Annotated in this window: 18 protein-coding genes; 9 read left to right on the forward strand and 9 right to left on the reverse strand. The window is 65.1% G+C overall.

What is annotated here, in order from left to right:
• Positions 1-29: 29 nt before the first annotated feature.
• Entirely contained in the window at positions 30-1,520 is a 1,491-nt protein-coding gene (glpK, locus tag K8M09_RS11960; protein WP_160787524.1) for a glycerol kinase GlpK, read from the reverse strand.
• A 191-nt stretch (positions 1,521-1,711) separates the two neighbouring features.
• Here glpK and K8M09_RS11965 point away from each other — a divergent pair, with 191 nt between their 5' ends.
• Positions 1,712-2,485: a 3-hydroxybutyrate dehydrogenase gene (locus K8M09_RS11965; RefSeq protein ID WP_160787523.1), complete on the forward strand. Its 774-nt coding sequence runs from the start codon at positions 1,712-1,714 to the stop codon at positions 2,483-2,485.
• 12 nt (positions 2,486-2,497) lie between these two features.
• Here the strand turns inward: K8M09_RS11965 and K8M09_RS11970 are convergent, their stop codons facing one another.
• Positions 2,498-2,788 (reverse strand): hypothetical protein, encoded by a 291-nt coding sequence (locus K8M09_RS11970; protein WP_170299572.1) that lies wholly within the window; start codon positions 2,786-2,788, stop codon positions 2,498-2,500.
• Here K8M09_RS11970 and K8M09_RS11975 point away from each other — a divergent pair.
• Positions 2,778-3,665 (forward strand): LysR substrate-binding domain-containing protein, encoded by an 888-nt coding sequence (locus K8M09_RS11975; RefSeq protein ID WP_170299573.1) that lies wholly within the window; start codon positions 2,778-2,780, stop codon positions 3,663-3,665. The two genes, K8M09_RS11970 and K8M09_RS11975, sit on opposite strands and share 11 nt — an antisense overlap.
• Positions 3,666-3,709: 44 nt before the next feature.
• Here K8M09_RS11975 and K8M09_RS11980 read toward each other — a convergent pair whose 3' ends face one another.
• From K8M09_RS11980 to puuE, 3 genes are read right to left on the reverse strand one after another with little or no spacing between them, the layout of a single operon-like run.
• Positions 3,710-4,204 (reverse strand): ureidoglycolate lyase, encoded by a 495-nt coding sequence (locus K8M09_RS11980; RefSeq protein WP_160787522.1) that lies wholly within the window; start codon positions 4,202-4,204, stop codon positions 3,710-3,712.
• A 51-nt stretch (positions 4,205-4,255) separates the two neighbouring features.
• On the reverse strand, positions 4,256-4,753 hold the full coding sequence (gene uraD, locus K8M09_RS11985) for a 2-oxo-4-hydroxy-4-carboxy-5-ureidoimidazoline decarboxylase (protein WP_160787521.1): 498 nt from the start codon (positions 4,751-4,753) through the stop codon (positions 4,256-4,258).
• The gene (puuE, locus tag K8M09_RS11990) at positions 4,750-5,682 is read right to left on the reverse strand and encodes an allantoinase PuuE (protein WP_160787520.1); all 933 of its coding nucleotides are present in this window, start codon (positions 5,680-5,682) and stop codon (positions 4,750-4,752) included. The genes uraD and puuE overlap by 4 nt, the downstream gene beginning before the upstream one ends.
• Positions 5,683-5,795: 113 nt before the next feature.
• Between puuE and K8M09_RS11995 the strand changes: the two genes are divergently transcribed.
• On the forward strand, positions 5,796-6,170 hold the full coding sequence (locus tag K8M09_RS11995) for a PRC-barrel domain-containing protein (protein ID WP_160787519.1): 375 nt from the start codon (positions 5,796-5,798) through the stop codon (positions 6,168-6,170).
• A 3-nt stretch (positions 6,171-6,173) separates the two neighbouring features.
• On the opposite strand, the gene K8M09_RS12000 is transcribed toward K8M09_RS11995, so the two are convergent.
• The gene (locus tag K8M09_RS12000; protein ID WP_160787518.1) at positions 6,174-7,352 is read right to left on the reverse strand and encodes an NAD(P)/FAD-dependent oxidoreductase; all 1,179 of its coding nucleotides are present in this window, start codon (positions 7,350-7,352) and stop codon (positions 6,174-6,176) included.
• Between K8M09_RS12000 and mnmD the strand changes: the two genes are divergently transcribed.
• On the forward strand, positions 7,351-8,073 hold the full coding sequence (gene mnmD, locus K8M09_RS12005; RefSeq protein ID WP_160787517.1) for a tRNA (5-methylaminomethyl-2-thiouridine)(34)-methyltransferase MnmD: 723 nt from the start codon (positions 7,351-7,353) through the stop codon (positions 8,071-8,073). The two genes, K8M09_RS12000 and mnmD, sit on opposite strands and share 2 nt — an antisense overlap.
• On the opposite strand, the gene K8M09_RS12010 is transcribed toward mnmD, so the two are convergent.
• Both K8M09_RS12010 and K8M09_RS12015 read right to left on the reverse strand, forming a co-directional pair.
• Entirely contained in the window at positions 8,070-11,720 is a 3,651-nt protein-coding gene (locus K8M09_RS12010; RefSeq protein WP_160787516.1) for a PAS-domain containing protein, read from the reverse strand. The genes mnmD and K8M09_RS12010 overlap by 4 nt on opposite strands.
• Before the next feature lie 109 nt (positions 11,721-11,829).
• Positions 11,830-12,282, reverse strand: a complete 453-nt coding sequence (locus tag K8M09_RS12015; protein WP_160787515.1) for a host attachment protein — start codon at positions 12,280-12,282, stop codon at positions 11,830-11,832.
• A gap of 211 nt (positions 12,283-12,493) precedes the next feature.
• Between K8M09_RS12015 and K8M09_RS12020 the strand changes: the two genes are divergently transcribed.
• Together K8M09_RS12020 and K8M09_RS12025 are read left to right on the forward strand one after the other, a co-directional pair.
• Positions 12,494-13,594: a DNA alkylation repair protein gene (locus K8M09_RS12020; RefSeq protein ID WP_160787514.1), complete on the forward strand. Its 1,101-nt coding sequence runs from the start codon at positions 12,494-12,496 to the stop codon at positions 13,592-13,594.
• Positions 13,595-13,948: 354 nt separating this feature from the next.
• Complete coding sequence (locus K8M09_RS12025) at positions 13,949-15,382, forward strand: DEAD/DEAH box helicase (RefSeq protein WP_160787513.1); 1,434 nt, start codon at positions 13,949-13,951, stop codon at positions 15,380-15,382.
• A gap of 62 nt (positions 15,383-15,444) precedes the next feature.
• Here K8M09_RS12025 and K8M09_RS12030 read toward each other — a convergent pair whose 3' ends face one another.
• The gene (locus K8M09_RS12030) at positions 15,445-16,329 is read right to left on the reverse strand and encodes a DMT family transporter (RefSeq protein WP_160787512.1); all 885 of its coding nucleotides are present in this window, start codon (positions 16,327-16,329) and stop codon (positions 15,445-15,447) included.
• Positions 16,330-16,642: 313 nt separating this feature from the next.
• Between K8M09_RS12030 and K8M09_RS12035 the strand changes: the two genes are divergently transcribed.
• From K8M09_RS12035 to K8M09_RS12045, 3 genes are read left to right on the forward strand one after another with little or no spacing between them, the layout of a single operon-like run.
• The gene (locus K8M09_RS12035) at positions 16,643-18,037 is read left to right on the forward strand and encodes a circularly permuted type 2 ATP-grasp protein (RefSeq protein WP_206366694.1); all 1,395 of its coding nucleotides are present in this window, start codon (positions 16,643-16,645) and stop codon (positions 18,035-18,037) included.
• A gap of 4 nt (positions 18,038-18,041) precedes the next feature.
• Positions 18,042-18,983, forward strand: coding sequence for an alpha-E domain-containing protein (locus K8M09_RS12040; RefSeq protein ID WP_160787510.1), 942 nt, complete (start codon positions 18,042-18,044; stop codon positions 18,981-18,983).
• A gap of 14 nt (positions 18,984-18,997) precedes the next feature.
• A complete protein-coding gene (locus K8M09_RS12045; RefSeq protein WP_160787509.1) occupies positions 18,998-19,822 on the forward strand; it encodes a transglutaminase family protein in 825 nt (274 codons plus the stop codon).
• Positions 19,823-19,834 lie beyond the last annotated feature (12 nt).

Below are 19,834 nucleotides of genomic sequence, written 5' to 3' on the forward strand. Positions count from 1 at the left end.
CATCGAACCTTGAAGGGAGGCGGTGCGAATTACGCGCTCAGCGTCCGCCGCACCGCGTCCTTCCAGCCCTTGATCTTCACGGCGCGCGTCTTCTCGTCCATCTCCGGCGTGAAGCGCCTGTCGCGCGCCCAGGACTTGGCGAAACCCTTGCGGTCGGGCCAGACGCCGGCGCGCTGGCCGGCGAGCCATGCCGCGCCGAGCGCGGTCGTCTCCAGAATGGTCGGGCGGTCGACGGGCGCGTCGAGAATGTCGGAAAGGCGCTGCATGGTCCAGTCGGAGGCGACCATGCCGCCGTCGACGCGCAGAACCGTCTCCTTGCCGTTCGCCTTCCAGTCCTTGTGCATGGCGTCGAGCAGGTCGCGCGTCTGGTAGCAGACGGCTTCCAGCGCCGCGCGGGCGAATTCCGCGGGGCCGGTGTTGCGCGTCATGCCGTAGATGGCGGCGCGCGCCTCCGGGTCCCAGTGCGGCGCGCCGAGGCCGGTGAAGGCGGGCACGAGATAGACGTTCTGGGTCGGGTCGGCCTTCGCGGCGAGATCGCCGGTATCGGACGCGGCCTTGATGACCTTCAGCCCGTCGCGCAGCCATTGCACGGCAGCGCCGGCAATGAAGATCGAGCCTTCCAGCGCATAGGTCGTTTCGCCGTCGAGCCGGTAGGCGATGGTGGTGAGCAGGCGGTTCTTCGAGCGCACCATGTCCGGGCCGGTATTGAGCAGCGCGAAGCAGCCGGTGCCGTAGGTGGATTTCATCATGCCCGGCTCGAAGCAGGCCTGACCGATGGTCGCGGCCTGCTGGTCGCCGGCAACGCCGAGGATCGGGATTTCCGCGCCGAACAGGCCCTTTTCCGTCACGCCGAAATCGGCTGCGCAATCCAGCACCTCCGGCAGCATGGCCTTCGGCACGCGCAGGATTTCGAGCAGTTCGTCGTCCCACGCATTCGTCGCGATATTGTACATCAGCGTGCGGCTGGCATTGGTGGCGTCGGTGACATGGGATTTGCCACCCGTCAGCCGCCAGATCAGGAACGTGTCGATGGTGCCGAAGCAAAGGTCGCCCTTGGCGCCGCGCGCCCGCGCGCCCTTCACGTTGGAGAGCATCCAGGAGAGCTTGGTGCCGGAGAAATAGGGATCGAGCAGCAGGCCCGTCTTCTTCGTGAAGGTCTTTTCGAGATCCTGCTTCTTCAGCTTCTCGCAATAGGAGGCGGTCCGGCGGTCCTGCCAGACGATGGCGTTGTGGATCGGCTTGCCGCTCTCGCGCTCCCAGACCACGACCGTCTCGCGCTGGTTGGTGATGCCGATGGCGGAAATGTCGGAGGCTTCGACACCCGCCTTCTTCAGCGCGGCCTTTACCGACCAGACGACGCTTTCCCAGATTTCTTCCGGATCGTGTTCGACCCAGCCGGACTGGGGGAAGATCTGCGTGAATTCCTTCTGGCCGGAACCGACGACCTTCTGGTTGCCGTCGAAGACGATCGCCCGGCTCGAGGTCGTGCCCTGATCGATCGCGAGAACATATCCGCCCATGCTTTCCTCCCGGTGAAGGGCCGCTCCCAGGCCCTTCGGAATCTTCAATACGATACAAAAACGAATGTCAAAGGAAAATAAAACGCAAATCGCGCTTCGCCCCGAAAGGGACTGTAGCGCGCAAAACACAATTGTCATCGCTCGAGTTTTAAGCGTAGGCTACCGCAACGCAGCATACAGGGAGAAACAAGATGAAGAGCGTCGTCGTCACCGGCTCCACCAGCGGCATCGGCCTTGCCATTGCCAGCGCTTTTGCGGAAAGCGGCGCCAATGTCGTCATCAACGGTTTTGGCGCGGCGGACGAGATCGAGGCTATCCGTGCGAAGCTCGACGGCCTCGGCGCGGGCCGCGTGCTCTACCACCCCGCCGACATGACCAAGCCGCATGAAATCTCCGACCTCATCCAGACGGCGGTGGAGGAATTCGACGGCGTCGATATCCTCGTCAACAATGCCGGCATCCAGCATGTCGAGAAGATCGAGGATTTCCCGGTCGAGAAGTGGGACCAGATCATCGCGATCAACCTCTCCAGCTCCTTCCATACGATCCGCTGCGCCGTGCCGCACATGAAGCGCAAGGGCTGGGGCCGCATCGTCAACGTCGCTTCCGCGCACGGCCTCGTCGCCTCGCCCTTCAAGGCGGCTTATGTGGCGGCCAAGCACGGCATCATGGGTCTCACCAAGACAGTGGCGCTGGAAGTCGCGGAAAACGGCATCACCGTCAACGCCATCTGCCCCGGCTATGTGCTGACGCCGCTGGTCGAAAAGCAGATTCCGGCAACCGCCAAGGCGCGCGGCATCAGCGAGGCCGAGGTGAAGACAGACGTCATGCTGAAGTTCCAGCCGACCAAGGAATTCGTCGGCACGGACGAGGTGGCGGCCATCGCGATGTTCCTCGCCTCGGATGCGGCCAAATCGATCAACGGCACCCACATCTCCGTCGACGGCGGCTGGACCGCGCAGTAACCGCGCGCACCCTTAGGAACGACCGTCGAGATAGCCGAGATCCCGCTTGATGTGATCGGACACATGGCGGGGATCGAACTTCGGCAGGCGCTTGCGACGCCGCAAGAGACCCGCCACCCTTCGCCAGAAGCTTTTCTGGCGAGGCTGCGCGGCGTCGGTGGGCGCGTGATCGATGATGCATGTCATGGTCATACCTTGAAAATTCCATCCATTGCTTGCAGCCTGCTCTGGAAAATGATGGAATTCCAATCGAACCTTTGTCTGCATCCATAAAGAGAACTTGGCCTTGAAGATGTCGCGCAACTTCCCGCTCAATGCGCTCCGCGTCTTCGAGGCGGCCGCGCGGCACGGCAGCTTCACGCGCGCGGGCGACGAGCTGGGCATGACGCAGACGGCCGTCAGCTACCAGATCAAGCTGCTGGAGGAGACGCTGGGCGAGACGTTGTTCCTGCGCCAGCCAAGGCAGGTGACGCTGAGCGAGGCCGGCGAGCGGCTGGCGCCGAAGGTGGCGGAAGGGCTTGCCAGGCTGGCGGAGGCCGTGTCGGACCTGCGCGGAGCGAGCGAGCAGAAGCTGCACATCCACTCCACGCCCACCTTCGCCCTGCAATGGCTGAGCCGCACCATCGGCGACTTCCAGCTCAAGCACCCGAATATCGCGGTGCGCCTGTCCACCTCGCAGGACGTGATCGATTTTGCCAAGGAAGAGGCCGATGTCGCGATCCGCTGGGGCATGGGCGACTGGCCGGGCCTTGCCTGTCACCGCGTCATGCGCATGGATTTCGCGCCCATGCTGAGCCCGAAGCTGGCCGAAAGCATCGGCGGCGTGAAGGCGCCGGCCGATCTTCTGAAACTGCCGATCATCAGCGCGCGGGATATCTGGTGGCGCACCTGGTTTTCGGCGGCCGGCATCGACAATCCGAATCTCGAACGTTTCCCGCCGAACGAGCTGGGCACACAGACCATCGATGCGCAGATCGCCATGGCGGGACAAGGCGTCGCCATTCTCAGCCCCGGCCATTTCCGCAGCGAAATCGCCGCCGGCCAGCTCTACCAGCCCTTCGACCTCACCTGCAACGACGGCCGCGACTACTGGCTCGCCTATCCGGAGAACCGCCGCAATATCCAGAAAATCCGGGCGTTCCGCGACTGGATCCTCACGGCCCTGCCGCAGGAGGTCTGAACCCGTTCGGGGAGCGGCCGGGGACGGCCGCTCCGCAAGCCCTGTCAGGGCTGCTCGATGACGAAGGGCGTGTCGAAGAAGTGTTCGATCACGTTGTTGCCGCCGCCGAGGCGGTCGACGACGAGGAAGTCGCTCACCGCGCCCATGGCTATCAGCGGGTGATGCCAGACATTGCGGCCATAGTTGACGCCCTGCCGTCCGCCGGCGAGGAAGACCTGCGGCCGGCCGGGCTTGCCGCCCTCGTCTTGCGCCACCACCACCAGCCAGGGCCGGTTATCGATGGGCGAGAAGCTCTGGCTGCCGAAGGGATGGCGCTCCATCATGCCGACGGCATAGGGGAAGCTGCGCGGGCTGCCGCGGAAGATGTTGATGATGACCTTCGCATCCTCACCCACCGCCTCGGCCACGGCGAGCGCGTTGTAGCGCTCCGTCGTCCCGCCGTTGATGTAGCGCATGGCGGCGGGATCGGTCTCGATCACGCTGCCGAAGGGGGCGAAGGCTTCTTTCGTGAGGGGCTGGATCGTGAGTTTTTCAGCCATCGGACAGCCCTCCCGGGGAGAGGAAGGGCGGTCGTCGGTAATCAGGCATCGTCAATCTCCGGGGAGCAGAGCATTCAAGCGCAGGAGCGCAATGCGCTCCACCTGGGCTTTCGCGGTTTCGAATTCCTCATCGGCCGTATTGCCGATGCGTGTCTCGAAAGCGGCAAGGATGTCGCTCTTGTCAAGCCCCTTGACGGCAATGATGAAGGGGAAGCCGAATTTTTCGGTATAGCCCGTGTTGAACGCGGTAAAGCGCGCGTGCTCGTCCGGGCTCAGCCGGTCGAGGCCGGCGCCGGCCTGTTCCTTGCGGCTGTCCTCCGTCAGCCCGCCCGCAATGGCGAGCTTGCCGGCAAGGTCCGGATGGGCGCGCAGAACGCCAAGCTGCTCTTGCGCGCTGGACTTGCGGAAGGCGTCCGTCAGCGCGGCATGCACGCCCGCCGCCGTCAGGGGCTGCGGGACCGCGCCGGCATCGAGCGCCCGTTCGGCGATGAAGGGCGAATGCTCGAAGACGCCGCCGAAGCGGTCGAGGAAATCGGTCCGGTCGATCATGCGCTCTTGCCCTTCGTCGGATGGTAGTTCTCGATCCAGTGGCGCGCGATGTCGATACGGCGCGGGATCCAGACCTTCTCATGGCCGAGCACGTAATCGACGAAGCGGGCGAGCGCGGCGACGCGGCCCGGGCGGCCGACGAGGCGGCAGTGAAGGCCGATATTCAGCATCTTCGGGCTGCCTTCCTTGCCTTCCTGGTAGAGCACGTCGAAAGCGTCCTTCAGATAGTTGAAGAACTGGTCGCCGGCATTGAAGCCCTGCGGCGTCGCGAAACGCATGTCGTTCGTTTCGAGCGTGTAGGGGATGATCAGGAAGGGCTCGCCATCGATGCCCGGCACGAAATAGGGCAGGTCGTCGGCATAGGAATCGGAAGAATAGACGAAGCCGCCCTCCTCCATGACGAGGCGCAGCGTGTTGTCCGAGGGCTTGCCCTGGTACATGCCGAGCGGATGCGAGCCGGTGAGTTCCTTGTGCAGGCGCACGGCCTCACGGATGTGCTCGCGTTCCTTCTCCTCGGAATAGTCCTTGTATTCCAGCCAGCGGTAGCCGTGGCTGGCGATTTCCCAGCCGGCTTCCTTCATGGCGGCGACAGCTTCGGGGTTGCGCGCCATGGCGAGCGTCACACCGTAGACCGTGGTGGTGACGTTGCGGCTGGTGAACAGGCGGTGGAGTCGCCAGAAGCCGGCGCGCGAACCGTATTCGTAGATCGATTCCATATTGAGGTTGCGCTGGCCCGGCCAAGGCTGCGCGCCGACGATTTCCGACAGGAGGTTCTCCGAGGCCGCATCGCCGTCGAGAATGCAGCTCTCGCCGCCCTCTTCGTAATTCACCACGAATTGCACGGCGATATTGGCATCGCCCGGCCAGCGAACCTGCGGCGGAGTGCGGCCGTAACCGATCAGGTCGCGCGGATAAGTCTTGTCAGTCATTCGATCACCTCGGCAATGGGCGGAACCGTGCACCGGGCGGTGCAATACCCCATGGGAAGGAACCAATAGCGCCTTGGTCCGTTTCCTGTCCATGACAAGCAAGGAGAAACACTATGGCCATGCAGGACGCAAACATTCGTGAAACGCAGGATCTCATCGCCAGCGACAAGGTCGAGGGCACCAGCGTCTACGGCGCGGATGGCAAGCATATCGGCGCGGTGGAGCGCCTGATTCTCGACAAGCGCAGCGGGCATGTTTCCTATGCCGTCCTCAGCTTCGGCGGCTTCCTCGGCATCGGGCAGGACCACTATCCCCTGCCTTGGGGCAAGCTGAACTACGACGAAGGCCTCGGCGGCTATCGCGTCGATGTGACGAAGGAGCAGGTCGAGCGCGCGCCGCATTATGAAAGCGATGCCGAATACGACTGGAACCGCCGCAACGGCAAGGTGATCCACGACTATTACGGCGTGCCGCCCTACTGGATGTAAGCGTCAGATCCGTCCGGCTTCATCGAAGTGTGCCGGCACGGTGAAAGAGGGCGGTACGCCGAGCGTGCCGCCCTTTATTTCGTGGAGAACTTCCCGGGCGAGCGCATGGGCGAGGCCGAAGCTCACCTTGAAGCCCCCGGTCATCAGGCTGACATTTGCATGATCCGGGTGCCGGCCTACCATGGGCTCCCGGCCGATGGCCTTGGGCCGAAGCCCGGCCCAGCGCTCGGCGACGGGCGCATCCGCAAGAGCCGGCGCCATATGGCGCGCCTTTTCGATCAGGGCGTCGAGAAGCCCGTCGGTGCCATGGGGATCGGAAAAGCTGTTCTCGCTGGTGCTGCCGATGGCGACGAGGCCGTTGTCATGCGGCACGATATAAAGGCCGTCCGCGAAAATCACCGGAAGGGACGGGTCGACGGCCGCCTTGAGGAAGGCCGCCTGCCCCTTGACCCCGACACCCGCCGGCTTTGCCAGCGGCGGACCGAGCGGAGCCAGCAGGCCGAAGGTCTCGACGCCGGCCGCCAGCACGCAATGGCCGAAGGCGACCGCCGTTCCGTCGTCAAGACGCGCGGTCCCGGCCGCCGTATCCAGGCTTTCGATGCCGACGCCCTCGCGGACCACGACATTCGGCAGCCGCGCGAGCGCTGCGCCGAGGGCGGCAAGCAGGCCGCGCGGCGCAAGGCGGGCGGCAAGGTGATCGTGGACAAGCCCGCAGGCCATCGCCCGACCCGCCGGCCAGCCATCGGCCGGCGCGGCGTCCAGCACCTCGAAGGCAAAGGCGCGGCCGGGCGTGCGCCAGACCGCGCGGGCATCCTCGGCATGGCCGAGCGCGATGTCGCGATTGTGGGGCTTTGCCAGCGGGATGAGGCGGCCGGAACGCCGGTAGCCGGCGGACAGGCCGGTCTCGGCCTCCAGCGCCGCAATCTCCCCTTCGAGGGAAACGAGAGCGTCGAACTGGAAGGCCTTCTTGGCGTTCCAGCGGTCCGGCAGATGCGGCATCAACGCGCCGAGCAGGCCGCCGCTCGCCCCCGCGCCGATCCGCCGCTTTTCGACGAGCTGGACAGACAGGCCCGCACGGGCGGCGAAGAGCGCGGTCCACAGGCCCATGACCCCACCGCCGGCGACGAGGAGATCCACGCCCGGTTGACCGGCGGCCTTCCCGCGATTATCGGCTTCTGCCATGGCTGACCACGATCCTGAAAATACGCCGCCGGGCGAAACGGTCCTCGACTGGCACGAGGGCGATATGCCCTATTCCCGCGCCTTTGACGACCACTTTTATTGCCGCAGCGACGGACGGCTGGAATGCGGCCATGTCTTCCTTTCCGGCAACGACCTGCCGCGCCGCTGGCAGCGTCCGGGGCCCTTCCGCATCGCCGAACTCGGCTTCGGCACCGGCCTCAATCTTTGCGAGACCTGGCGTCAGTGGCGCGAAACGGCGCCCGGCGATGCCAGCCTCTTCTTCACCTCCTTCGAGCGTTTTCCGATGGCGCGCGCCGATATCGACCGGGCGCTGGCGCACTGGCCGCAGATCGACCGGGAACGCGCGGCTCTGACGGAGAAATGGCCGGACGCGCCGCAAGGCCGCGTCGAGATCGATCTGGAGCCGAACGTCCATCTCACCGTCGTCTGCGGCGCGGCGCTCGACAGCCTGCACCAGGAGGAAGCGCCATTCGACACCTGGTATCTCGACGGCTTCGCGCCCTCGCGCAATCCGGACATGTGGTCGGCGGAACTGATGGCCGAGGTATGCCGCCTCACCGCCGCGGACGGCCGCTTCGCCACCTACGCCGCCGCCGGCTTCGTGCGGCGCAACCTCACCGCCGCCGGCTTCACCGTCGAGCGCCGGCCGGGCTTTGCGGGCAAGCGTGAAATGCTCTGCGGGGGAAAACCGGCGTCCTAGCTCGGAAGGCCGTTCGCGGCCTGCACCCTGCCCGGCTTCAGCCAGCGATCCAGCTTCTCTTCCAGCTTCTCGATGCTGATCGGCTTGGCGAGATAATCGTCCATGCCGGCGGCGAAGCATTGCTCGCGGTCGCCATCGAGCACATGGGCGGTGACGGCGACGATGGGCACGCGATGGCCGCTGCCGCTTTCCAGCGCACGGATCGCCCGGCTCGCCTCCAGTCCGTCCATGACAGGCATGGAAACGTCCATCAGGATCATGCCCGGGCGGCTGGTGCGGAAGACCTCGACCGCCTGCGCGCCGTTCTCGACCAGCCGGAAGCGCAGGCCGGACGCCAGCAGCAATTGGGTGAAGAGGATCTGGTTGACCTCGTTGTCCTCCGCGACCAGCACGTCCAGCGCCTCGCCGCCCGCCGCCATGGAAGGCGACGCCTGCGGGCGAAGCGGCAGGACCTTGGCCTGTCCGGCGTCCCGCACCGCCGGGGCGCCCCTCGCGCCCCGCATGGCGCGCAGCACCTCGGCCACCGTCTCGCGCAGGAGGCCGGCCCGGGCCGGCTTCATCAGATGCGCCTGCACATCCTGCGAGGACCGATGCTGGTCTTCCGTCGAAAGGTTCATGGAGGTAAGCACGATCACGGCGATATCCGCCGTCGCCGCGCCGTCGCGCAAGGCCCGTACGAAGGCCGGCGAGCGCTCGGGCCGGTAGTCGAGCAGGATCGCATCCACCGCCACGCCGATATCCGCCGCCGCCGCAAGCACGGCCAGCGCCTCGGCCTCGGACCCGACGGCCGTGGCGTCGTAGCCCCATTCGAGCAGCATGTCATGCGCGGCCTTGCGGGAAAGATCGTGCCCATCGACGACGAGGACGCGCGCGCCCGATGCCCGGGCCGGAACGATGCGCGCCGGCAGCGAGGCGACGGCGAGCGCCATCGGCAGGCGGACAGTGAAGACGGAGCCGCGACCGACCTCGCTGCTGGCCTCCAGCGCGCCGCCGAAAAGGCGCGTCAGGCCGTCGGTGATGGCAAGGCCGAGGCCGGTGCCTTCGTGCCGGCGCGTCGAGGAACTGTCGACCTGCGAGAATTTCTCGAAGATCGATTCCATCTTCTCGGCCGGAATGCCCGCGCCCGTATCCTCCACGCGGATGACGATATCGACGCCGCTCTCGGTGGTGCTGGAGGAAAGGTCGATCAGCACATGGCCGCGATCGGTGAACTTGACGGCATTGCCGACGAGATTGGTGACGATCTGCCGGAAGCGGCCGGCATCGCCCATCACCGCCGCCGGCATGTTGGCCGCGCCGCGCACGACGAGCTCGATATCCTTCTCCGCCGCCTTCGCCGACAGGAGCGTCGCCACATCCTCGATGGCCTCCACCGGATTGAAGGCGACGTCGCGCAGAACCATCTGGCCGGCGTCGATCTTCGAGAAGTCGAGAATGTCGTTGATGATCGTCAGGAGCGCATTGCCGGACTTCACCATGATGTCGATGAAGGTCTTCTGGCGCGTGTCGAGGTTGGATTTGGCAAGCAGTTCGGCCATGCCGAGAACGCCGTTCATGGGCGTGCGGATCTCATGGCTCATATTGGCCAGGAATTCCGATTTCGCCTTGTCGGCCGTCTCCGCGCGGGTGACGAGGCGGCGCAGTTCCTCCTCACGGTCCTTGAGGTCGGTGATGTCGGAAAAGACCATGACGTCGCGGCCGCGGCTCGTCGGCGTCACGTCCAGCCGCAGCCAGCGCTGGTAGCCGCTGAACACCGTCAGCGAGGCCGGCTTGCCGGTAAAGAGGATGTTCCCGAACTCGCTCGCATCGACGGGTTCCTCGCCGTCGAAGCCGGCGATCTTGCGGTCGATGCAGCTTTGCAGCACATCCTGCATCAGCGCGCCCGGCTGCAACAGGTGCGGCGGCATGGCGATCATGCTGACAAGCGCCTCGTTGGAAAGCACCACCACGCCGTTTTCGATGATCAGCAGGCCCTGGCTCATCGCGGAGACGGCATCCTTCATGAGGCTGCCGATCTCCTCGAGCGCGCTGCGCGTCTCCAGAACCTCGCGCTCGCGCTCGCGCCGCTCTGTAATATCGATATAGGTCAGCAGGCAGCGCCCGCCGGAAACCGCGCAGCCGGCTTCGATCACCGTTCGCCCGTTGGCGTAGGTGACCTCTCGCACCGGCGTGCTGCCGGCGCGAATGCTGGCGATGCAGGCCTCATAGCCATCGGCCCGGGCGCGGCCATCGTCGCTGACACCGCCCTGTTCCTGCTGGAAACGCAGCAGCTCCAGGAGCGGCCGGCCCTTCATCGGCGGCAGGGTGCCGCCCCAAATTTCCTCGAAGGCCCCGTTCACCAGGTCGATCGTGTTCGCCTCGTCCACGACCACGATGCCGACCGGCAGCGATTCCACCACGCTTTCGAGATCGGCCCGCGCCGCCTCCGCCAGCCGCTGGGTCTCGATCAACTGCTCCTCGCGCTTCTTCAGCAGCGTGGTGTCGGTAATCGATCCGATGAGGTAGTTCTTGTCGTCGAGCGTCGTGACACGGTAGAGCCGCGAGATCGTCGGCAGCACCGAGCCGTCCGACCGGATATAGTCGATCTCGGATTCGAACAGATCGCCGGTATCGAGCACGAACTGGTTCTGGTCGTGGAATTCCTCGCCCTGCTCGGGATACATTTCCAGCGTGGTGAGGCCGAGCAATTCTTCCGGCTGCCGGCCCGTCAGATCGACATAGGCCCGGTTGGCGAAGATCATGCGCTGGTTCTCGTCGCGCATGAAGCTTGCGACCGGCAGCTCGTCAAGCAGCGCGCGGTAGAGGCTGATCTCCTGCGAATGCTGTTGCAGCCGCCCTTCGCTTTCCTTCAGCGCCGTGGCGTCCAGCCGCAGCACGACCAGCGTGCCATCCGGCCGACGCTGGCTGACGAGACGTATCCAGCCGCCCGCCATCCGCACGAGGGATTCGTGGAGCGGCAGGCCGTACTCGGCGAGCCGGCCCGCGACCCAGTGGGCGCGCTCGTCTGCGGACGCAGGCCCCATCTCAAGCCCATGCAGCGCCTCGACGATCGCGGACAGGTCGACCGTACCGCCCGCCGCTTCGCCGACGAGAGCGCCATAAAATTCCCGCATGCTGCGATTGGCGTAGTGCAGCCGGTCATCCGCGCCGAAGACGGCAACGCCCGCCCCCATGGCGTCGAGCGCACTTTCGACATGCGTGCGCGCATCCTCCGGCTCCGTCTGCGCGGACGCAGCGGAACGGCCTGCCGTGCCGTTTCCGTTGGCGGCGGTGCGAACGGCGGTGGCAAGCGCCTCCACAACCGGCGTGAAGAAGCCGACGAGAATGGATATCGCGGGGGAGATCCGCTCGCGCCTCAGCGCGATATCGAAACAGCCGTCGAAGGGATGGACATAGCGCGCGCGCTCGGGATTGCCGAAGATCAGGCAGCGGCGTTCCGGGTCGCTCCGGTCGCCATGGCCGGGCGCCTCGCCGATCTCGTCGCTGCGAAGGCCCACCATCTCCGCCGGGGAGCGGCCGAAAAGGCGTGCATAGGCCTCGTTCACCGCAAGGTAGCGCAGTTCGCTGCTCTTGACGTAAGCCGGGTGCGGATGTGCGCCAACGCGCGCGCACGCCGCCACCAGCAGTTCGTCATGAGATTCAGCCACGCCAAGTACTCCCCGAAGCGGCACGGATAGAGAGATTCATACCCCTCGGGGAGTATCACCAATCCTTGAACGGATGGTTAACCGATCGTTGCCGGAACCGGGGACGCCGTCAGCCTTCGAACATGATCGACCGGACGGAGGCGATCAGCTTCTGCGTCGGCAGGTTGGAAAAATTCCTGTCGATCTCGGCCGTGGTCAGCGTGCGCGCCCTGTCGGAGAGCTTGCTGCGCAGGTCTCCCAGCGTCTGCGGCGCGGCGCAGACGACGAGCCGGTCGAAAGCGCCCTCGGCGGCATAGTCATCGATGCGGCCGGCGATCTCGGCGGTGAACTTCTGCTGCTCCTCGCGCACCGGGTCGCTCGAATATTCCATGGCGGAACGGCCATGGCCGACGGAGGAATGACTGCGCCCCGGCCTGTCGGCCATGATGTCCTGCGCCTTCTTCGGCTCCCAGCGAAAGATTTCCTGCTCCGGGTTCTGCTGGCCGTCCTTCAACAGGTTCACCCCCTTGAGCAGGCGGGCCTGATTGCCGTCGGCGGCGAGAATCCAGGTCGTAGCGGTCATGTTTCCCTCCCGTAGCGAGATTCATGGATGCGCAGATCGGTTCTGCGTCGGGAAGCATCCAACAGGATTGTGGCAGGATGCGTATCGGCTCAACGCGAGGGGCGCGGGCATGTTCCGGGTGGCGGAAGTCCCGAAGCTGTTGGAAAGGCCGTAAGCCTCTGGCGCGGCACCGGAAAAGCCCGCTAGTCTGTCACCAAGGGAAAGAATCGCCGTGGCCGAACCGTTGAAAAACCTGCTGCATCCGGGATTGGTGAAGGACATGGCGCGCCATGTCCTGCGCGTCTCGCCGGGCTTCGACGCCGACCGCTTCACGCAACTCGCGACGGAGAACATGGACGCGCTGGAACTGATGCAGCGCGCCGAGCGGATCAAGGACGCCTTCACGCAGACGCTCCCCGCCGACTACGCCGCTGCCGCCGGCATCCTGCGGAACGCCCTGCCGCAGGCAAACACGCCCGGCCTTTCCGGCTGGGCGCTGCTTCCCGTCAACCAGTTCGTCTCCGAACACGGTCTCGGCCATTTCGACCTTTCGCTGGCCCTGCTCAAGGCGCTGACGCCGCATTTCACCGCAGAGTTCGGCATCCGTCGCTTCATCCATGCCGAACAGGAGCGGGCGCTTGCCGAAATCTCCGGCTGGGTCGCGGACACCAACCACCATGTCCGCCGGCTCGCCAGCGAAGGCACCCGCCCCCGCCTACCTTGGGCGATGCGCCTGCCAGCACTCGTCAAGGATCCGGCGCCGATCCTGCCGATCCTCATCGCGCTTCTCGACGACCCGGAGGATTATGTCCGGCGCTCGGTCGCCAATAGCCTGAACGATATCGCCAAGGACCACCCAGCACTCGTCGCCGATTTCGTGGAAGCGCATATCGAGGGCGCATCCACGGAACGGCGGCAATTGCTGCGCCATGCCTCCCGCACGCTCCTCAAGAAGGGGGATGCCAAGGCGCTCGCCAATTTCGGCTTCGCGGCCGCCAAGGAGATCGGCGCGGACCTGACGCTTGCAACACCCGTGGTCACCTTCGGGGACAAGCTCGGCTTTTCGCTAACGGTGCGCAACGAAGACAAGGCGCCGCAGCGGCTGATGATCGACTACGCGATCCATCACATGAAGGCGAACGGCACGCTGGCCCCCAAGGTCTTCAAGTGGCGGCAGCTCGATCTGCCGGCCGGCGGCAGCCAGACGATCGGCAAGGATCACGCGATCCGGGCCATCACCACGCGACGTTATTACCCCGGCACGCACCGCGTCGAAATCCTGATCAACGGCGCGATTGCGGCCTCCGCCGACTTCGAATTGCGCATGGATTGACCCCGCGCCTTTTCGCACATGCGAAAGTAACACTTGACTTTTCGCCCCAAAACAACGACATGAGCCGCAGCGTCGCCCTTCGGCCGCCGCGTGAGCGAGCCAGCGATTTCCCGGACAGGGATGCCAAGAAGGACAAGCGCAAGAGAAGGATCCGCCTCCCATTTTGCGGATGACTGCGCAGACGATAGCCAACCAACCCACAAGTTCCCAATTCACGCGGGGTTCTTGACGCCAGACGAAACCGGAAGCGCATGGTGCGTTCCGGCCTGAAGCAGTTCCAGCAAAAGTGTGACGCGGTTTTGCGTCCGGAACTGCGTTCGGGAAAGTCGTTTGGCGCCCCCGAAAGGTATTGCTTTGACCACTTTCCACGACCTCGGCCTCTCGAAGACCATCGTCGCCACCCTTTCCGCGCTCGGCTTTGAAAAAGCGACCCCGATCCAGGAAAAGGCCATCCCGCTCGTCCTCGAAGGCTCGGACCTCATCGGCCTTGCCCAGACCGGCACCGGCAAGACGGCCGCCTTCGGCCTGCCGATGATCGAAAAGCTTCTCGCCGACACCCGCCGTCCCGACCCGCGCAACATCCGCGCCCTCATTCTCGCCCCGACCCGCGAACTGGTGAACCAGATCGCCGACAACCTGCGCGATTTCGTGAAGAAGACGCCGCTGCGCGTCGTCACCGTCGTCGGCGGTGCTTCGATCAACAAGCAGTCGGAAATGCTGAACCGCGGCACCGACATCCTCGTCGCCACCCCGGGCCGCCTGCTCGATCTCGTCGCCCGCAAGTCGGTGACGCTGACGCAGGCCCGCTACCTCGTGCTCGACGAAGCCGACCAGATGCTCGATCTCGGCTTCATCCACGACCTGCGCAAGATCTCCAAAATGGTGCCGAAGAACCGCCAGACGCTGCTCTTCTCGGCCACCATGCCGAAGCTGATCGCCGAGCTTGCCGGCGAATATCTCAGCAATCCGAAGAAGGTCGAAGTCACCCCGCCCGGCAAGGCCGCCGACAAGGTGGAGCAGTATGTCCACCACGTTCCCGGCAAGGACCAGAAGACGCAGATCCTCAAGCAGACACTCACCGCCAACCCGGATGGCCTGTCGCTCGTCTTCTCGCGCACCAAGCATGGCGCCGAGAAGCTGATGAAGCATCTCGACCAGGTCGGCTTCAAGGCCGCCTCGATCCACGGCAACAAGAGCCAGGGCCAGCGCGAGCGCGCCCTCAAGGCCTTCCGTGACGGTGAGATCCGTGTACTCGTCGCCACCGACGTCGCCGCCCGCGGCATCGACATCCCGGGCGTCACCCACGTCTACAACTACGACCTGCCGGAAGTGCCGGACGCCTATGTCCACCGCATCGGCCGCACGGCCCGCAACGGCCGCGACGGCATTGCCATCGCTTTCTGCGCGCCGGACGAAGCGCACCTCCTGCGCGACATCGAGCGCCTGATGGGCATCAAGATCGCAGTCGCCAGCGGTGAAGCCCCGGCCGAAGTCAGCACGGCCGGCCCCGGCGGCAAGTCCCGCAAGGGCCGCAACAGCCGTGGCGGCGGCCAGCGCTCCGGCAACGGCCGCGCCGCCAACCGTCCGGCCCGCCAGCCCTTCGGCGACGGCGCACAGGCCGAAGCCGGCGCGCCGTCCGGCGCCAAGCGCCCGCAGCACGGCCGTCCGGCCCAGAAGCAGGGCGACCGCCAGAACCGCAACCACGGCGGCGGCAACGGCCAGCCCGGCCGCCCGCAGCGCAGCGGCAAACCGCGCCGCCCGGAAGGCCAGCGCCGCGAACAGGCGTAAGCGGATAACGCATTGAATGAGGAACGGCGGGCTTCGGCCCGCCGTTTTCGTTTGTGCCGTCCTCACTCGGCCGGCGCGGCATCCTTGCGGTTCGTCAGATACACCCCCGCCACCACGATCACCGTGCCGAGGATCATCGGCATCGTCAGCTCCTCGCCGAAGATGGCCGCCGCCTGCAGCGCGGCGATGGGCGGCACCAGATAGATGAGCGAGGCCGCGCGCGAGACCTGTCCCCGGCGGATGAGGTAGAGCAGCAGCAGGATCGCGCCCATCGAGATGCCGAGCACCGCCCAGGGGAGCAGCGCGATGAAGGCAAAACTTATCTCGACATGCGGGGTTTCAAGGCCGAGCGCGAGAGGTAGCGTGACGATCAGGGCCCCGACATATTGCAGCGTGGCGACGGCACGGATGTCGCCGGTCTGAAGGTGCTGCTTCTGATAGATCGTGCCGTAGGTCACGGCGGCCATGCCGAGCATGTTGACGAGGATGGCGAGGGCCGGGATTTCCGCCGCGCCCTGCCCGAAGAATTTCGGCAGCACGGCAATAAGCACGCCGAGGAAACCGAGACAGAGGCCGAGCTTCTGCGTCGTGCTGAGCCGCTCGCCGATGAAGAACGGCGCCGCCAGCGCCGTCATCAATGGCTGGAGCGCGGCGATGATCGAGGACAGTGCCGCCGGCACGCCCTCGCCGATGGCCCACCAGACCGCGCCGAGATAGATGCCGTGCAGGAAAACGCCGGAGACGATGGCATGCAGGATAGTGCGCCTATCGCGCGGCCAGGAAACGCCGGACGCCACGCAGAGGCCCGCAAAGAGGACAGCGGCCGTGAGGTAGCGGATGCACAGGAAGGTCAGCGGCTCGGAAAGCAGGGCCGCGAACTTGGCGACGACCCAGCCCGTGGACCAGAGCAGGACGAAGATGGCCGGAGCCAGACGATCGAGGGACATGGGATTTCCGGCGGCATGACAAGCGATGCGCGAGCGTTAGGACCTGCCCCGGTGATGGTCAACGCAATTTCCTTGATGCTTAGGTTCAGCAAAAGGCATCGGGGAACACGCTTTCGGCATCTGCCCATCCTTTCGGCAGCGCAATGCACGGACGAAAGGAATGCCTGCCGAAAAACCGTCGCACCGGCCGGTTTCTGCGCGCTCAAAGCGGTGTGAGAATTCTTTCCCGCTAATTGAGCATGGTTCTTGCATTGCCCCAGTTCTTGTACTCAAATGACGGAAAATGGGGAACACGCCTTTGGCATTTGACGAAATGATGAATGCGGACTCCGGTTCGCGGCAGCCGTATCAGAACTACCATGAATGGTACGAAGCACAGGATCGGGCGCGCCTGATCGCCAAATCGAGAGACGCCGAAAACCTCTTTCGAAAAACCGGCATCACCTTCGCAGTCTACGGACACGCCGACAGTTCCGAAAAGCTCATCCCCTTCGACATCATACCGCGCATCATCTCCGGCCGGGAATGGCGCAAGCTGGCCCAGGGCATCGAGCAGCGGGTCATCGCCCTCAACGCCTTCCTTGACGACATCTACCACAAGCAGGAAATCATCAAGGCGGGCCGCATCCCGCGCGAGCTGATCGAGCGCAACGAGGCGTTCCTGCCGCAGATGATCGGCTTCAAGCCGCCGGGCGGCGTCTATACCCATATCGTCGGCACCGACATCGTGCGCACGGGCGAAGATCAGTTCTACGTGCTGGAAGACAATGCCCGCACCCCTTCCGGCGTCAGCTACATGCTGGAAAACCGGGAAACCATGATGCAGATGTTCCCGGAGCTGTTCCACCTCAATAAGGTGCGCCCGGTCGAAGACTATCCGAAACTCCTGCGCCAGAGCCTCGCCTCCCTCGCCCCGCCCGGCTGCTCGGGAAAACCCCGCGTCGCGGTGCTGACGCCCGGCATCTTCAACTCCGCCTATTACGAACACGCCTTCCTCGCCGACATGATGGGCGTGGAACTGGTCGAAGGCTCGGACCTGCGCGTCGTCGACGGCAAGGTGAAGATGCGCACCACCCGCGGCTACGAGGCCATCGACGTGCTCTACCGCCGCGTCGACGACGACTTCCTCGACCCCCTCACCTTCCGGCCGGATTCCGCGCTCGGCGTTCCCGGCATCATGGATGTCTACAAGGCCGGCAACATCACGATCGCCAACGCACCCGGCACCGGCATTTCCGACGACAAGGCGATCTATTCCTACATGCCGGAAATCGTCGAGTTCTATACGGGCCGCAAGGCGATCCTTGAGAACGTGCCGACCTGGCGCTGCTCGGAGGAAGACAGCCTGAAATATGTGCTGGAGCACTTGAGCGAACTCGTCGTCAAGGAAGTGCACGGCTCGGGCGGCTACGGCATGCTCGTCGGCCCCACCGCATCCAAAAAGGAATGCGCGGCCTTCGCCGAAAAACTGAAGGCCCGGCCGGCGAACTACATCGCCCAGCCAACGCTCTCGCTCTCCACGGTGCCGATCCTCGTGAAGAAGGGCATCGCGCCCCGGCACGTCGATCTTCGGCCCTATGTGCTCGTTTCCGACAAGGTGCAGATCATTCCCGGCGGGCTGACCCGCGTGGCGCTGAAGGAAGGCTCGCTGGTGGTCAACTCCAGCCAGGGCGGCGGCACGAAGGACACCTGGGTTCTGGAGGACTGAGCCGATGCTGGGAAGAACTGCAAACGGCCTTTACTGGATGTCCCGCTATATCGAGCGGGGCGAGAACATCGCCCGCCTCATCGACGCGGGCCTGCGCATGGCGCTGACGCGCTCCGGCTCCTCCGACGAGGACTGGGACGGCGTGTTGCAAAGCGCCGGCGTGCGCGAGGATTTCGACAGCGTGCACGACAAGCTGACGAGCGCCGACGCCATCGACTACCTGCTGCGCGACCGCTCCAACCCGTCGAGCGTCATGTCCTGCATCGAGGCGGCGCGCAACAACGCCCGCATGGTGCGCACGGCGCTGACGCGCGAGACCTGGGAAGCGACCAACGAGTGCTGGATCGAGCTGAAGCAGATCCTCGCCAAGCGCGCCAAGCCGGCCGACATGCCGGAGATCATCGACACGATCAAGCGGCGCGCCGGCCTCATCCGCGGGGCGTTCCACGGCACGATGCTGCGCGACGACATCTACAATTTCTCGCGCATCGGCACCTTCATCGAGCAGGCGGACAACACGGCCCGCATCCTCGACGTGAAATATTACGTGCTGCTGCCGGCCATCGCCAAGGTCGGCTCCTCACTCGACAACAAGCAATGGGAATCCATCCTGCGCTCCGTCTCGGCGCACCGTTCCTATAGCTGGGTCTATGACGGCGACTATTCGCCGGCGAATATCGCGGACTTCCTCATCCTCAACGACCGCATGCCACGCTCGCTCGCCTACAGCTACGACAAGATCGTCAGCAATCTCGGCTATCTTGCGAAAAGCTACGGCGAGAAGCACGCCGCGCACGAAACCGCCTCCTCCACGCTGATGCTGCTGCGCAGCCGCAGCATGGAGGACATCATGGAACAGGGCCTCCACGAATTCATCGAGGAGTTCATCGTCCACAACAACCGCCTCGGGGAGGAAATCTCCGAGGGCTACCGCTTCTATCGTTAGGCCGGGGGTTCGCGATGCGACTGAAGATCAGCCACACGACCGAATACCGCTACGACGACCCGGTGCAATATTCCCTGCAACGGCTGCGGCTGACGCCGAAAAGCCAGCCCGGCCAGATCGTGCGCGACTGGAAGACCACCGTCCACGGCGCGCATCTGGAAGCCGGCTACAGCGACCATTTCGGCAATCATGTCGATCTCGTCAGCACCGAGGGCGAGCAGGTGGCGATCCGCATCGTCGCCGAGGGCGAGGTGGAGACGGAGGACCGGGCCGGCGTCTTCGGCCCACATCAGGGTTTTGTGCCGCTCTGGCTGTTCCTGCGCGAAACGCCGCTGACCAGGCCCGGCAAGCTGATCCGCGAGCTCGCCAAGGCCGCAACGGGCGAGAACGAACTGGCGCGCATGCATGCGCTGATGGGCGCGATCCACGAGACCGTCGCCTACAAGCCGGGCGAAACTGCCACCGACACGACGGCCGAACAGGCGCTGGAGAAGAAACAGGGCGTCTGTCAGGACCATGCACATATCGTGCTGTCCGTCGCACGCCATCTCGGCATTCCCGCCCGCTACGTCTCCGGCTACCTGCTGATGGACGCGCCGGAGCAGACGGCAAGCCACGCCTGGGCGGAAGTTCACCTTCAGGGGCTCGGCTGGGTCGGCTTCGACGCGGCCAACAATATCTGCCCGGATGCGCGTTATGTCCGGCTTTCGACCGGCCTCGACTACAAGGACGCTGCGCCTGTTTCCGGCATGGTGACGGGCAAGGCGGCCGAGACGATGAGCGTTTCCATCACCGTCGAACCGGCCGCCAGCCAGAGCCAGTCGCAAAGCCAGAGCTGAAAGCGGCGGCCG

Source organism: Shinella zoogloeoides (assembly GCF_020883495.1).
Taxonomy (GTDB): Bacteria; Pseudomonadota; Alphaproteobacteria; order Rhizobiales; family Rhizobiaceae; genus Shinella; species Shinella zoogloeoides.

Bases quoted from the DNA above. Each gene is read 5' to 3' on its own strand.
- K8M09_RS12040 (WP_160787510.1), top strand. From the start codon at position 18,042: ATGCTGGGAAGAACTGCAAACGGCCTTTACTGGATGTCCCGCTATATC.
- K8M09_RS11995 (WP_160787519.1), top strand. From the start codon at position 5,796: ATGGCCATGCAGGACGCAAACATTCGTGAAACGCAGGATCTCATCGCC.
- K8M09_RS12000 (WP_160787518.1), bottom strand. From the start codon at position 7,352: ATGGCAGAAGCCGATAATCGCGGGAAGGCCGCCGGTCAACCGGGCGTG.
- puuE (WP_160787520.1), bottom strand. From the start codon at position 5,682: ATGACTGACAAGACTTATCCGCGCGACCTGATCGGTTACGGCCGCACT.
- K8M09_RS12030 (WP_160787512.1), bottom strand. From the start codon at position 16,329: ATGTCCCTCGATCGTCTGGCTCCGGCCATCTTCGTCCTGCTCTGGTCC.
- K8M09_RS12015 (WP_160787515.1), bottom strand. From the start codon at position 12,282: ATGACCGCTACGACCTGGATTCTCGCCGCCGACGGCAATCAGGCCCGC.
- K8M09_RS11965 (WP_160787523.1), top strand. From the start codon at position 1,712: ATGAAGAGCGTCGTCGTCACCGGCTCCACCAGCGGCATCGGCCTTGCC.
- uraD (WP_160787521.1), bottom strand. From the start codon at position 4,753: ATGATCGACCGGACCGATTTCCTCGACCGCTTCGGCGGCGTCTTCGAG.
- K8M09_RS12045 (WP_160787509.1), top strand. From the start codon at position 18,998: ATGCGACTGAAGATCAGCCACACGACCGAATACCGCTACGACGACCCG.
- K8M09_RS11975 (WP_170299573.1), top strand. From the start codon at position 2,778: ATGTCGCGCAACTTCCCGCTCAATGCGCTCCGCGTCTTCGAGGCGGCC.
- K8M09_RS12035 (WP_206366694.1), top strand. From the start codon at position 16,643: ATGATGAATGCGGACTCCGGTTCGCGGCAGCCGTATCAGAACTACCAT.
- mnmD (WP_160787517.1), top strand. From the start codon at position 7,351: ATGGCTGACCACGATCCTGAAAATACGCCGCCGGGCGAAACGGTCCTC.
- glpK (WP_160787524.1), bottom strand. From the start codon at position 1,520: ATGGGCGGATATGTTCTCGCGATCGATCAGGGCACGACCTCGAGCCGG.
- K8M09_RS11980 (WP_160787522.1), bottom strand. From the start codon at position 4,204: ATGGCTGAAAAACTCACGATCCAGCCCCTCACGAAAGAAGCCTTCGCC.